General features: G+C 71.1%; 13 protein-coding genes. 7 read left to right on the forward strand and 6 right to left on the reverse strand.

The window, feature by feature from the left end; all coding sequences use genetic code 11:
- Positions 1-105: 105 nt before the first annotated feature.
- Entirely contained in the window at positions 106-891 is a 786-nt protein-coding gene (locus ACWDGI_RS11480) for a GntR family transcriptional regulator (RefSeq protein WP_450757770.1), read from the reverse strand.
- A gap of 28 nt (positions 892-919) precedes the next feature.
- Positions 920-2791 (reverse strand): 3D-(3,5/4)-trihydroxycyclohexane-1,2-dione acylhydrolase (decyclizing), encoded by a 1872-nt coding sequence (gene iolD / locus ACWDGI_RS11485; RefSeq protein ID WP_450757772.1) that lies wholly within the window; start codon positions 2789-2791, stop codon positions 920-922.
- Between the two features lie 311 nt (positions 2792-3102).
- Between iolD and ACWDGI_RS11490 the strand changes: the two genes are divergently transcribed.
- The 5 genes from ACWDGI_RS11490 to ACWDGI_RS11510 all read left to right on the forward strand — a co-directional run bounded on the left by ACWDGI_RS11490 (position 3103) and on the right by ACWDGI_RS11510 (position 7324).
- Positions 3103-4122, forward strand: coding sequence for a sugar ABC transporter substrate-binding protein (locus ACWDGI_RS11490; RefSeq protein WP_450757774.1), 1020 nt, complete (start codon positions 3103-3105; stop codon positions 4120-4122).
- A complete protein-coding gene (locus tag ACWDGI_RS11495) occupies positions 4122-5198 on the forward strand; it encodes an ABC transporter permease (RefSeq protein ID WP_450758468.1) in 1077 nt (358 codons plus the stop codon). The genes ACWDGI_RS11490 and ACWDGI_RS11495 overlap by 1 nt, the downstream gene beginning before the upstream one ends.
- 4 nt (positions 5199-5202) lie before the next feature.
- Positions 5203-6114, forward strand: coding sequence for an ATP-binding cassette domain-containing protein (locus ACWDGI_RS11500; protein WP_450757776.1), 912 nt, complete (start codon positions 5203-5205; stop codon positions 6112-6114).
- A 3-nt stretch (positions 6115-6117) separates the two neighbouring features.
- Complete coding sequence (locus ACWDGI_RS11505) at positions 6118-7020, forward strand: sugar phosphate isomerase/epimerase family protein (protein ID WP_450757778.1); 903 nt, start codon at positions 6118-6120, stop codon at positions 7018-7020.
- A gap of 115 nt (positions 7021-7135) precedes the next feature.
- A complete protein-coding gene (locus ACWDGI_RS11510; RefSeq protein WP_450757780.1) occupies positions 7136-7324 on the forward strand; it encodes a hypothetical protein in 189 nt (62 codons plus the stop codon).
- A gap of 106 nt (positions 7325-7430) precedes the next feature.
- Here ACWDGI_RS11510 and ACWDGI_RS11515 read toward each other — a convergent pair whose 3' ends face one another.
- The 3 genes from ACWDGI_RS11515 to ACWDGI_RS11525 form a co-directional block, all read right to left on the reverse strand.
- The gene (locus tag ACWDGI_RS11515) at positions 7431-8435 is read right to left on the reverse strand and encodes a Gfo/Idh/MocA family protein (RefSeq protein ID WP_450757782.1); all 1005 of its coding nucleotides are present in this window, start codon (positions 8433-8435) and stop codon (positions 7431-7433) included.
- A 129-nt stretch (positions 8436-8564) separates the two neighbouring features.
- A complete protein-coding gene (locus ACWDGI_RS11520; protein WP_450757784.1) occupies positions 8565-9341 on the reverse strand; it encodes an SDR family oxidoreductase in 777 nt (258 codons plus the stop codon).
- 14 nt (positions 9342-9355) lie between these two features.
- The gene (locus tag ACWDGI_RS11525; protein ID WP_450757786.1) at positions 9356-10522 is read right to left on the reverse strand and encodes a phytanoyl-CoA dioxygenase family protein; all 1167 of its coding nucleotides are present in this window, start codon (positions 10520-10522) and stop codon (positions 9356-9358) included.
- A 140-nt stretch (positions 10523-10662) separates the two neighbouring features.
- On the opposite strand from ACWDGI_RS11525, the gene ACWDGI_RS11530 reads away from it, so the two are divergent.
- Positions 10663-11694, forward strand: coding sequence for a LacI family DNA-binding transcriptional regulator (locus tag ACWDGI_RS11530; protein WP_450757788.1), 1032 nt, complete (start codon positions 10663-10665; stop codon positions 11692-11694).
- Between the two features lie 54 nt (positions 11695-11748).
- Here ACWDGI_RS11530 and ACWDGI_RS11535 read toward each other — a convergent pair whose 3' ends face one another.
- Positions 11749-12096, reverse strand: coding sequence for a cupin domain-containing protein (locus ACWDGI_RS11535; RefSeq protein WP_450757790.1), 348 nt, complete (start codon positions 12094-12096; stop codon positions 11749-11751).
- Positions 12097-12225: 129 nt separating this feature from the next.
- Between ACWDGI_RS11535 and ACWDGI_RS11540 the strand changes: the two genes are divergently transcribed.
- Positions 12226-12738, forward strand: a complete 513-nt coding sequence (locus ACWDGI_RS11540) for a hypothetical protein (RefSeq protein WP_450757792.1) — start codon at positions 12226-12228, stop codon at positions 12736-12738.
- Positions 12739-12745: the final 7 nt, after the last annotated feature.

The following is a 12745-nucleotide window of genomic DNA, read 5'->3' on the forward strand; positions in this document are numbered from 1 at the left end:
CTCGTGTGCGGGCATGTTGGTTTCCCGAGGTGGGACCAGCGGTTAAGCCCGCGGCGGCCGCACCGCCACGCGCCGTTCCACGCGCCGTTCCGCGCCCGGCTCGCCCTAGGGCCGTACGAGCAGTTGGAAGTCGAAGGCGTACCGGGACGCCCGGTAGACATGGCTGCCGTACTCCACCGGCCGCCCGGTGTCGTCGTAGGCCGTGCGCCGCATGGTGAGCAGGGCGGCGCCCTCCTTCTCGTCGAGACGGCCGGCCTCCTCGGCCGTGGCGCTGCGGGCGCCCACGGTCTGCCGGGCGCTGTGCAGGGTGATGCCGGCCGTGCGCATCATCCGGTACAGACCGGTCGACTCCAGGCGTTCGGTGTCGAGTTCGAGCAGGTCGGCGGGCAGGTAGTTGCAGAGGAACGCCACCGGCTGGCCGTGCGTGCAGCGCAGCCGCTCCAGCACGATCACCTCCGCACCCTCCGCGATGCCGAGCGCGGCGGCCACCTCGCCGGTCGCCGGGATCCGCTCGTTGCGCAGCACCCGGGTGGTCGGGCCCTGCCCGGCCGACTCCAGGTCGTCGTAGAGGCTGCTCAGCTCCAGCGGCCGCTTGACCTGGCTGTGCACCACCTGGGTGCCCACACCCCGGCGGCGCACGAGGAGGCCCTTGTCGACGAGCGACTGGATGGCCTGGCGGACCGTGGGCCGGGACAGGCCGAGCCGCACCGACAGGTCGATCTCGTTGCCCAGGAGGTTCCCCGGGGCCAGCACGCCGTGCTCTATGGCCTCCTCCAGCTGCTGGGCGAGCTGGTAGTAGAGCGGTACGGGACTGCCGCGGTCCAGGGCGAAGTCCAGGGAGTCGAGTGCCGAGACGGTCGCGGTGCGGGCGGAACCACCGGTTCGGGCCACGGGACACCTCCTTCCGGGGATCGTGGGTTCACAGGTGCCGGCGGCGGCCGGCGACCTGTCGGTCGTAGTCCTCGCGGGCCCGTACGGCGGCCTCGCGGGTGGCGGTCTCGGCGACCGGCACGTCCCACCAGGCCTCGGCCCCCGGAGCGGTGGGCGCCGGGTCCGTCTCGACGTACACGCAGGTCGGCCGGTCACTGGCGCGGGCCGCGGCGAGCGCCTCGCGCAGCTCCCGCACGGTCTTGGCGCGCAGCACCTCCATGCCGAGGCTGGCCGCGTTGGCGGCGAGGTCGACCGGCAGCGGGGCGCCGCCGAAGGTGCCGTCGGCCGAGCGGTGGCGGTAGGCGGTGCCGAACCGCTCGCCGCCCACCGACTCGGAGAGGCCGCCGATGGAGGCGTACCCGTGGTTCTGGATCAGCACCAGGTTGACGGGCAGGCCCTCCTGGACCGCGGTGACGATCTCGGTCGGATTCATCAGGTAGGTGCCGTCGCCGACCAGCGACCAGACCACGGTGTCCGGGGCGGCCTGCTGGACGCCGATGCCGGCCGGGATCTCGTAGCCCATGCAGGAGTAGCCGTACTCCAGGTGGTACTGGCGTGGCGAGCGGGCCCGCCAGAGCTTGTGGAGGTCGCCCGGGAGCGAGCCGGCCGCGTTGATGACAACGTCGTCATCGCCCACCACCGCGTCCAGGGCGCCGAGCACCTGCGTCTGGGTCGGCACCGCGTCCTCGTCGTCCGCGCGGTAGGCCGCCGCCACGACGGCCTCCCAACGCTCCCTGCCGGCCCGGTACTCGGCCTCGTAGTCCGCGGCCACCCGATGGCCGGCGAGGGCCTCCGTGAGGGCGTCCAGCCCCGTCAGCGCGTCGCAGACGAGGGTGTGGGCGGACAGCTTGTGGGCGTCGAAGCCGGTGATGTTCAGGTTGAGGAAGCGGACGTCCGGGTTCTGGAAGAGGGTGCCGGAGGCCGTGGTGAAGTCCGTGTACCGGGTACCGACGCCGATGACCAGATCGGCGGTGCGGGCCAGGTCGTCGGCGACGGCGGTCCCGGTGTGGCCGATACCGCCCAGGTCGGCCGGGTGGTCGTGGCGCAGCGCGCCCTTGCCCGCCTGGGTCGAGGCCACGGGGATGCCGGTGGCCTCCACAAGGGCCCTCAGGGCGTCCTCGGCGCGGCTGTGGTGGACTCCGCCGCCCGCCACGATCAGCGGCCGCTCAGCGGCCCGTACGGCGCTGACGGCGGCCGCCAGCTCGACCGGGTCGGGGGCGGGCCGCCGGACCCGCCAGATCCGCTCGGCAAAGAACTCCTCGGGCCAGTCGTACGCCTCCGCCTGGACGTCCTGGGGCAGGGCGAGGGTGACCGCGCCGGTCTCGGCCGGGTCGGCGAGCACCCGCATGGCGTTCAGCGCGGACGGGATCAGCGCCTCGGGGCGGGTGATCCGGTCGAAGTAGCGGGAGACCGGGCGCAGCGTGTCGTTGACGGAGACGTCGAACTCGACCGGGTGCTCCAGCTGTTGCAGCAGCGGGTCGGGCGCGTGGCTCGCGAAGTAGTCGCCCGGGAGCAGCAGCACCGGCAGCCGGTTGACGGTGGCGAGCGCGGCGCCGGTCACCAGGTTGGTGGCGCCCGGGCCGATGGACGTGGTCACCGCCTGCGCGGAGAGCCGGTCCAGCTGGCGGGCGTGGCCGACGGCCGCGTGCACCATCGCCTGCTCGTTGCGGCCCTGGTGGTACGGCATGACGTCGGCGTACTCCAGGAGCGCCTGGCCGATCCCGGCCACGTTCCCGTGGCCGAAGATGCCCCAGGTGCCGGCGATCAGCCGGTGCCGGACGCCGTCGCGCTCGGTGTACTGGGCGGACAGGAACCGCACCAGCGCCTGGGCGACGGTCAGGCGGGTGGTCGGCTGGCTCATGGGGACCTCATTCGGACGGGGTGGTGTACAGGGGTACGCCGGGCGGGAGCGGGTAGGGATCGCGAGGCTCTCCGGGTGGGACGGAATGCCTCTCAGGTGTAGATCGGGGCAGGTCGAACTGTCAATGGTTTGTACTTACATTCGGACCTGAGTGTGAAATGATGTCTTAACAAAGTATTGACAGCGGGCCGCGCAGGGACTTGTATCCCGTCCCAACGCACAGCACCGACCCGGACCGGCGCTTTCCGGACCGGGTCAAGGATCCTCACGGATTCCCTTTCTTTCCCGTCGCACAGTGAGGTGCAGGCAAGATGGACCGCTCATCCCGAATCCGTCCGCGGAGACTGGCCCCCTTCGTGGCCGTGGCCGTGGCGGCCACCCTGACCCTCGCCGGCTGCTCCAGCAGCTCCGGCGGAAAGAAGTCGGAGGAGGGCGGTGCGTCCGCCGCCGCCGGCAAGGCGAGCACTCCGCGCATGACGGTCGCGCTGGTCACCCATCAGGCGCCCGGCGACACCTTCTGGGACATCGTCCGCAAGGGTGCCGAGGCGGCCGCCGCGAAGGACAACGTCAAGCTCGTCTACTCCGCCGATCCGAACGCCGGCAACCAGGCCAACCTGGTGCAGAACGCGATCGACCAGAAGGTCGACGGGATCGCCGTCACCCTCGCCAAGCCGGACGCCCTCAAGGCCGTCATCGGCAAGGCGACCGCGGCGAACATCCCGGTCGTCGGGCTCAACTCCGGTGTGAGCGACTGGAAGAAGCTCGGCCTGCTGGAGTTCTTCGGCCAGGACGAGACGGTGGCGGGCGAGGCGCTCGGCAACCGGCTGAACACGGAAGGCGCCAAGAAGGTCGTCTGTGTCATCCAGGAGCAGGGCAACGTCGGCCTCACCCAGCGGTGCGACGGCGTGAAGAAGACGTTCTCGGGGACGACGGAGACCCTGTACGTGGACGGCACGTCCCCGACCGCGGTCAAGTCCACGATCACCGCCAAGCTCAAGACGGACGGCTCCATCGACCACGTGATCACGCTCGGCGCCCCCATCGCGCTGATCGCCGTGCAGTCGGTGTCGGACGCGGGCAGCAAGGCGAAGATCGCGACCTTCGACCTGAACAAGGACCTGACCGGCGCTATCAGCAAGGGGACCATCGAGTTCGCCGTGGACCAGCAGCCGTATCTGCAGGGCTACCTGGCGGTCGACTCGCTGTGGCTCTACAAGAACAACGGCAACTACATGGGCGGCGGTGAGCAGCCGGTGCTGACCGGGCCGGCCTTCGTCGACAAGTCCAACGTCGACAAGGTCGCCGAGTTCGCCGCGAAGGGCACACGGTGATCGGTATGAGCCAGCAGGCACAGCCGGCGGTGGCCACACCGCCGGCCCCCGGCCCCAAGGAGAAGGACGGCCGTACCGCACAACGCCCCCTGGTGCTGCGGGTGCTGGCCCGTCCGGACGTGGGCGTCTTCCTCGGCGCCGTCGCGGTGTACGTCTTCTTCCTGATCGCGGCCCCGCCGGTGCGCGAAGCCAGCTCGATGGCGAACATCCTGTACCAGTCGTCCACCATCGGGATCATGGCGCTGCCGGTGGCCCTGCTGATGATCGGCGGCGAGTTCGACCTCTCGGCCGGTGTCGCGGTGGTCAGTTCGGCGCTGACCGCGAGCATGCTCAGCTACCAGCTGACCCTGAACGTGTGGGTGGGCGTGATCGTCGCCCTGATCGTGTCGCTCGCCATCGGCGCCTTCAACGGCTGGATGGTGGTCAGGACCGGGCTGCCCAGCTTCCTGGTCACCCTGGGCACCTTCCTGATCCTCCAGGGCGTCAACCTGGCGGTCACCAAGCTGGTCACGGGCAACGTCGCCACCGACGACATCAGCAACATGGACGGCTTCGACCAGGTCAGGAGCGTCTTCGCCTCCTCCTTCCACATCGGCGGCGTGGAAGTGAAGATCACCATCGTGTGGTGGCTGGTCTTCGCCGCGATCGCCACCTGGGTGCTGCTGCGCACCAAGTACGGCAACTGGATCTTCGCGGTCGGCGGCAACAAGGAGTCGGCGCGGGCCGTCGGTGTGCCGGTGACCTTCACCAAGATCTCGCTGTTCATGCTGGTCGGCTTCGGTGCCTGGTTCGTCGGGATGCACCAGCTGTTCTCCTTCAACACGGTGCAGTCCGGCGAGGGTGTGGGCCAGGAGCTGATCTACATCTCCGCGGCCGTCATCGGCGGCTGCCTGCTGACCGGTGGTGCGGGTTCGGCGATCGGCCCGGTCTTCGGTGCGTTCATGTTCGGCATGGTGCAGCAGGGCATCGTCTACGCCGGCTGGAACCCGGACTGGTTCAAGGCCTTCCTCGGCGTCATGCTGCTCGGCGCCGTCCTGATCAACCTGTGGGTCCAGCGCACCGCGACCAGGAGGTGACCCGATGACAGACAACGGAACCGGAACCCACGGCGCCGTCCTCCAGGACACGGCTGCCGCCGAGGGCGCCCCGATCGTCGAACTGCGCGACGCGGGCAAGTCCTACGGCAACATCCGCGCCCTGCACGGCGTCGACCTGAAGGTCTTCCCCGGCAAGGTCACCTGTGTGCTCGGTGACAACGGCGCCGGCAAGTCCACCCTCATCAAGATCATTTCGGGGCTGCACCAGCACACCGAGGGTGACTTCCTCGTCGACGGCGAGCCGGTGCGCTTCACCACCCCGCGCCAGGCACTCGACAAGGGCATCGCCACCGTCTACCAGGACCTGGCGACGGTCCCGCTGATGCCGGTGTGGCGGAACTTCTTCCTCGGCTCCGAGATGACCAGGGGTCCCTGGCCGGTCCGGCGTCTGGACATCACCAGGATGAAGGAGACCGCCGACCGCGAACTGCGCAACATGGGCATCGTCCTGGACGACCTGGACCAGCCCATCGGCACCCTCTCCGGCGGGCAGCGCCAGTGCGTGGCCATCGCGCGTGCCGTCTACTTCGGCGCCCGGGTGCTGATCCTGGACGAGCCCACCGCCGCCCTCGGCGTCAAGCAGTCCGGCGTGGTCCTGAAGTACGTCGCCGCCGCCCGCGAACGCGGCCTCGGCGTCATCTTCATCACCCACAACCCGCACCACGCCTACATGGTCGGCGACCACTTCAGCGTGCTGCGCCTCGGCACCCTCGAACTCTCCGCCGAGCGCAGCGATATCACCCTCGAAGAGCTCACCAACCACATGGCGGGCGGTGCCGAACTCGCCGCGCTCAAGCACGAACTGTCCCAGGTCCGCGGAGTGGACACCGAGGAACTCCCGGAAGAGGAGGACCTCACCGCCCCCGCGGTGACCGGTCCGGAAGGAAAGTCCTGACCCATGGCGAACGCCCTCGACCGCATCCGCGTCGGATCGGCCCCCGACTCCTGGGGCGTCTGGTTCCCGGACGACCCCCGGCAGGTTCCCTGGGAACGCTTCCTCGACGAGGTCTCCGAGGCCGGGTACTCCTGGATCGAGCTCGGCCCCTACGGGTACCTCCCCACCGACCCGGCCCGCCTCACCGACGAGATCGCCCGGCGGAACCTGAAGGTCTCGGCCGGCACGGTCTTCACCGGACTGCACCGCGGCCCGGCCGTCTGGGAGTCCACCTGGGAGCACGTCAGCCAGGTCGCCGCGCTCACCCAGGCGATGGACGCGAAGCACCTGGTGGTCATCCCGTCCTTCTGGCGGGACGACAAGACCGCCGAGATCCTGGAGCCGCACGAGCTGACCGGCGAGCAGTGGGCCCACCTCACCAAGGGCATGGAACGGCTCGGACACGAGGTCAAGGAGACGTACGGCCTGGACATCGTCGTCCATCCGCACGCCGACACCCACATCGACACCGAGGAGCACGTGGAGCGCTTCCTCGACTCGACCGACACGGACCTGGTCAACCTCTGCCTGGACACCGGCCACTACGCCTACTGCGGCGGCGACAGCGTCAAACTGATCGAGACCTACGGCGAGCGGATCGGCTACCTCCACCTCAAGCAGGTGGACCCGGCGATCCTCGCCGACGTCCGGTCCAAGGGCACCCCGTTCGGGCCGGCCGTGGCCCAGGGCGTGATGTGCGAACCTCCCACCGGGGTACCGGAGCTGGGCCCGGTGATGGAGGCGGCGCAGCGGCTGGGTGTCGACCTGTTCGCCATCGTCGAGCAGGACATGTACCCCTGCGAGCCGGACAAGCCGCTGCCCATCGCGGTGCGCACCCGGCAGTTCCTGCGGTCCTGCGGCGCCTGAGCCCGGGAACAGGCGCCGCGACCCGGACGTTCTCCGGGACGAGGGCACGAAACCGGACTCCGCCGCGGCGGTCACCATGCCGCCGCCGCGGCGGGCGACACGACATGGGGCGAGCATGACAGACGAACAGCACGCGGAGCCGGACGTCGACGCGGCTGCCGAGGTGTTGCGGCACCAGCGGTTCGGGGCGCTGCCGGAGCGGATCCGCCCGGAGGACATGGTCGAGACCGCGCCGGCGATCCGGCACGACCCGGACCGGGAGGCCTACGACCCGGACGAGTTCGCGATGCGTTACGGCCTCTGAGCCGCCCGGACCGGGACCGCGCCGTGGGCGAGCAGGCTCTCGGCGCAGTCCCGCACGGTCTCCCGGGCCGGGCTCGGTCCCGGCCCGCCTCGCCGTCGTGCCCGGTTCAGGCGCCGCGTACCTCCGCGATCGTCACCGGACGGTGCTCGTGCAGGGACAGCGTGCAGGCCTCCGCGACCCAGCCGGCCTCCAGGGCGTCCTCGACCGTGCAGGGGGAGGGACGGGAGCCGGCCACGACCTCGGTGAACGCGGCGAGTTCGGCGCGGTAGGCCGCGGTGAAGCGGTCCATGAAGAAGTCGTGCGGCGTGCCCGCCGGGAAGGTCACCCCGGGCTCGACCGAACGCAGCGGGAGCTTGTCCTCCAGGCCGACGGCGATCGAGTCCTGGAAGCCGTGCAGCTCCATGCGGACGTCGTAACCCCGCGCGTTGTGGCGGGAGTTGGAGACCACCGCGATGGTGCCGTCGTCCAGGGTGAGGATCGCCCCGGTGGTGTCGGCGTCGCCCGCCTCCCTGATGTAGTCGGCGCCCCGGTTGCCGCCGACCGCGTACACCTCGGTGACCTCCCGGCCGGTCACCCAGCGGATGATGTCGAAGTCGTGCACGGAACAGTCCCGGAAGATGCCGCCGGACACGGCGACATAGGCGGCGGGCGGCGGGGCCGGGTCCAGGGTGGTCGAGCGGACGGTGTGCAGCTTGCCCAGCTCGCCGGCCTGGACGGCGGCACGCGCCGCGACGAACCCGGCGTCGAAGCGGCGGTTGTAGCCGATCTGGATCGGCACGCCCTTGCCCTGGACGGCCTTGAGGACCTCGACACCGTCGCTCATGTGCTTGGCGACGGGCTTCTCGCAGAAGACGGGGATGCCGGCCTCGACGCCGGCCAGGATCAGGGCGGGGTGGGCGTCGGTGGCGGCGGCCACCACGATGCCGTCCACACCGGCGGCCAGCAGCGCCTCGGGCGAGTCCACGACCTCACCGCCGAACTTCTCGGCGGCGGCCTTGGCCGCGTCCGCGAACGGGTCGGTCAGGACGAGCGAGTCGACCGCGTCGAGCCCGGAGAGGGTCTCGGCGTGGAACGCGCCGATGCGGCCGAGGCCGAGGATTCCGATACGCATGTGCCTTGCTACTTCCTGTTGAGGCGCCCCATCCGGGGCGCGGGGCTCTGTCGATATGCGGCTCCGCCGCGTGGGCGCGACCAGCCACGGCGCAGCCGCGGACGACCAACGGCATGACGTGGCAACCCCTCAGTCGAGACCACCCAGCACGATCTGGTCCCAGTCGATCACCGACCCGGTCACCACCCCCGACCGCTCGGAGAGCAGGAACACCACGAAGTCCGCGATCTCGTCCGGTTGGCCGAGCTTTCCCATCGGCTGCCTGGCCGCCGCCTCCTCCCGCCAGCCGTCCTCCGCCCCGTGGAACGCCCGCTGCGTCGCGTCCTCGCCCTCCGTCGCCGTCCAGCCGATGTTCAGGCCGTTGATCCGCACCCGGTCCCAGCGGTGCGCGTGCGCCGCGTTGCGGGTCAGGCCGATCAGACCGGCCTTCGCGGCGACGTACGGCGCCAGGAACGGCTGCCCGCCGTGCGCGGCCGACGTGATGATGTTGACCACCGTGCCGGGCGCCTTGCGCGCGACCATGTCGGCGACCGCCGCCTGCATCGCGAAGAACGGCCCCCTGAGGTTGATCGCGATGTGCTGGTCGAACAGCTCGGGCGTGGTGTCCAGCAGGGTGCCCCGGGAGGTGAGCCCCGCCGAGTTGACCAGGCAGTCGATCCGGCCGTACGCGTCGATCACCTCGGCCACCGAGGTCCTGGCCTGGTCGGCGTCCGAGAGGTCGGCCCGCACGTACAGCGCCTTGCCGCCGGCGGCGGTGAGCTCGGCCACCAGGGCCTCGCCGGGCTCGGGCCTGCGGCCCGTGACGGCCACCGTGGCGCCCTCGCGGCCCGCGGCCCGCGCGATGGCCGCGCCGACGCCCTGGCTGCCGCCGTTGACGAGGACGACCTTGTCGTCGAGAAGTCCCATGGAACCTTGGCCTTTCAGCTCTCGCGCCGGGCCGTGGCGGCCCGAAGTTCGTCCCGCAGCACCCGCGTCGCCCATCCCTCGCGCAGCGCCCGCCGCACCAGGTCCGCCTGCGAGGGCGGGGCCATGCCGTCGACCGGCGGATCGCTGTCCAGGTTGGTCGGGAAGGGGTAGCCCTCGGCGCTCGCGGCGATGACGTGCTCCAGCCAGGTCTCGGAGGCCCCCTCCGTCCGGCGCCGGCGCAGTACCGGGTAGACCGCGTTGGTCACCGCCTCCCGGTCCACCGTCTCCATGGCCCGTCCGAAGGCCGAGGAGACCTGGAGCAGGTTGGCCATCCGGCGCACGTCCACGCTCCGGTTGGTGCCGGCCGCGTGGAACACCGCCGGGTTGAAGAACGCCGCGTCGCCCTTGGCCAGGGGCAGTTGTACGTGGTGGGCCCTGAAGTGGTCCTGGAACTCAGGCCGCCGCCAGGCCAGATAGCCCGGCTCGTAGGTCTGCGAGTAGGGAAGGTAGAGCGTCGGCCCGGACTCCACCGGCATGTCGCAGTGGGCGACCGCACCCTGGAGGGTGAGCACGGGGGAGAGACGGTGCACATGGGCCGGGTAGGCCTCGGCCTGCTCGTCGGAGAGGAAGCCGAGGTGGTAGTCGCGGTGCGCGGTCTGCGCCATGCCGCCCGGGTTGACCACGTTGATCTGCGAGGTGACCTGGTAGCCGGGGCCCAGCCAGGCCCGGGAGACCAGGGCCAGGATGTCGTTGGCGTAGTAGTCGGCGAACACCTCCGGGTCGTACAGCGCCGCCTTCTCCAGCGCGTTCCACACCCGCTCGTTGGCCCCCGGCTTCGCGAAGTGGTCGCCGGCCCGCACGCCCGACTCCTTCTGCTCCGAGATCAGCGCCTCGAACACCCCCGTGGCCCGGTCGACGACCTCCGGGTCGGGGAACGCGCCCTTGAAGACGACGACACCGGGACCGTCGGTGAGGGCGCGCACGAGTTCGGTCCGCAGCGCGTGGGGCGCGTCGGCGCCGCGCAGCCGCTCGCTGTCGTAGACGAGGACGTTGCGCTCGACGGCCGAGGCGTGCGGGTAGGCCGCCGGGTCGGTGGTCCGCTCGACCAGCGCGCGGAAGGTGTCGAGGTCGCAGTCCTGCTGGGAGAGCCAGGCGCGGCCCTGTTCGGCGGCGAGGGACATCGGTGTCCTTCTTTCGGTCACGGCCACGGTCACGGCCCGGGTCAGGACCATGGGAGCGGCGGGGCTCTGTCATTGTTGTCAGTACAAACCCCTCGAACAACCAGCAGCGAGCCATCAAAAACCCCTCAAGGAGCCAGGCTGTGGGTCACCCCTTCCCGATCCGTGAAATCGCACGTCAGGCAGGTCTCAGCGAGGCCACCGTGGACCGGGTGCTGAACGGCAGGGGAGGGGTACGGGAGAGCACCGAGCGGGAGGTGCGGCAGGCGATCGCCGACCTGGACCGGCAGCGCACCCAGGTCCGGCTGGTGGGCCGCACCTTCATGGTCGACATCGTGATGCAGGCGCCCGAGCGGTTCACCACGGCGGTACGCGGGGCGCTCGAGGCCGAGCTGCCCGCGCTGCACCCGGCGGTGGTGCGCTCCCGGTTCCACTTCCGGGAGACCGGGCCGGTGGCGGAGCTGGTGGGGACGCTGGACCGGATAGCCCGCCGGGGCTCGCAGGGCGTGATCCTCAAGGCACCGGACGTCCCCGAGGTCACCGCCGCCGTGGGGCGCCTCAGATCGGCGGAGATCCCGGTGGTCACCCTGGTCACCGACCTGCCCGCCAGCGGTCGGCTCGCCTATGTCGGCAGCGACAACCGGGCGGCCGGCGCCACCGCCGCGTATCTGATGGGCCAGTGGCTCGGCGGCCGGCCCGGCAATGTCCTCACCAGCCTCAGCAGCGGCTTCTTCCGCAACGAGGAGGAGCGCGAGATGGGCTTCCGCAGCGTCATGCGGGCCACCCATCCCGAGCGCACCGTGGTGGAGATCGCCGAGGGGCAGGGGCTGGACGCCACCCAGTACGACCTGGTCCGCGCCGCCCTCGAACGCGATCCGGAGATCCGCGCGGTCTACTCGATCGGCGGCGGCAACAACGCCACCCTGCGCGCCTTCGCCGAGCTGGGCCGGGAGTGCGCGGTGTTCGTCGCCCACGACCTCGACCACGACAACACCCGCCTGCTGCGCGAGCACCGCCTGTCCGCCGTCCTCCACCACGACCTGCGGCAGGACATGCGGGAGGCCTGCCACCTGGTGATGCGCGCCCAGGGCGCGCTGCCGCCGGCGGGCCCGGCCCTGCCGTCGCCGATCCAGGTGGTCACGCCGTACAACATGCCCGCCCCGGCGGGTCGCTGAGCCGGTCGCTCCCAGAGGCCGGCCCTACCCGTCTCACGGACCGTCCGGCCCCCCTCACAGATTGATCGCGTACGCCTTGCGCAGCGTCTCGTGCACCGTCCACGTCGTACGGTCGCCCGCGCGCAGCACGGCCATGTCCCCGGGACCCACCGTGAGCGTCGGCCCGTCCGCGACCTCGATCGTCGCCGAGCCGCTGACCACCACGAACAGCTCGTCCGCCTCGGTGTCGGTGACCACACCCGGAGTGATCTGCCAGATCCCGCGGATCTGCTTGCCGTCGGCCGACTCCCAGACCACCTTGCCGGTGACCTCGGGCGTGCCGGAGAGGATCTGCGCCGGGTCCAGCGGCTCGGGTCCGAGGTCGGCGTCGGGGATGTGCAGGGCGAAGCTGGGTGTCGTCATACGGTGACCCTAGCGAGCCCCCGGCGCCCTGGGCGTGGACAGGGTGTGGGGCATCGGGCCTGGTGGGAGGACACTTCGTCGGGCCGTCCGGACTGGCGGGGGCGGCACGCCGGGGTGATCGTGGAGAACATGGCCGACTCCACGGTGGCGGTGGCGGAGCCGCACACGCACGACACCCGCGAGGCCGTCCTGTTCGGCGGGGTCTACGGCGCCGTACTGGCTTCCTCGATGGTCGCGGCGCTCACCCAGTACGGCCACACCTCCGCCGCGAGCCGCCGTTACGACGCCCTCTGGCTGCTGGTGACCGCCTGCGCCTCCGCCCTGGCCCACGGCTACGCCCACTACATCGCCGAGCGCGCCCCGCACCGGCGCTGGGACGGGCTGCGCTCCCTGGCCGACGAGTGGCCGCTGGTCACGGCCGTGCTGCCCACGGTCTTCCTGCTCGCGGGCGCCGGCTGGGGCTGGTGGCCGGCCAAGGGCGTCGAGTACCCGGCGTTCATCCTGAACATCGTGATCCTGTTCGGTCTGGGCCTCGTCACGGCCCGCTGGTCGGCGCGGAGTTGGCCCGCGGCCGTGCTCATCGGCGTCCTCGACGCGTTGCTCGGGGTGATCGTGGTGGTGGCCAACGCGCTGATCAAGTAGATCCGTT

Source organism: Streptomyces sp. NPDC001220 (assembly GCF_053597895.1).

Coding starts and splice junctions, on each gene's coding strand:
- iolD (WP_450757772.1), bottom strand. CDS start 2,791: ATGAGCCAGCCGACCACCCGCCTGACCGTCGCCCAGGCGCTGGTGCGG.
- ACWDGI_RS11490 (WP_450757774.1), top strand. CDS start 3,103: ATGGACCGCTCATCCCGAATCCGTCCGCGGAGACTGGCCCCCTTCGTG.
- ACWDGI_RS11500 (WP_450757776.1), top strand. CDS start 5,203: ATGACAGACAACGGAACCGGAACCCACGGCGCCGTCCTCCAGGACACG.
- ACWDGI_RS11505 (WP_450757778.1), top strand. CDS start 6,118: ATGGCGAACGCCCTCGACCGCATCCGCGTCGGATCGGCCCCCGACTCC.
- ACWDGI_RS11510 (WP_450757780.1), top strand. CDS start 7,136: ATGACAGACGAACAGCACGCGGAGCCGGACGTCGACGCGGCTGCCGAG.
- ACWDGI_RS11515 (WP_450757782.1), bottom strand. CDS start 8,435: ATGCGTATCGGAATCCTCGGCCTCGGCCGCATCGGCGCGTTCCACGCC.
- ACWDGI_RS11520 (WP_450757784.1), bottom strand. CDS start 9,341: ATGGGACTTCTCGACGACAAGGTCGTCCTCGTCAACGGCGGCAGCCAG.
- ACWDGI_RS11525 (WP_450757786.1), bottom strand. CDS start 10,522: ATGTCCCTCGCCGCCGAACAGGGCCGCGCCTGGCTCTCCCAGCAGGAC.
- ACWDGI_RS11535 (WP_450757790.1), bottom strand. CDS start 12,096: ATGACGACACCCAGCTTCGCCCTGCACATCCCCGACGCCGACCTCGGA.
- ACWDGI_RS11540 (WP_450757792.1), top strand. CDS start 12,226: ATGGCCGACTCCACGGTGGCGGTGGCGGAGCCGCACACGCACGACACC.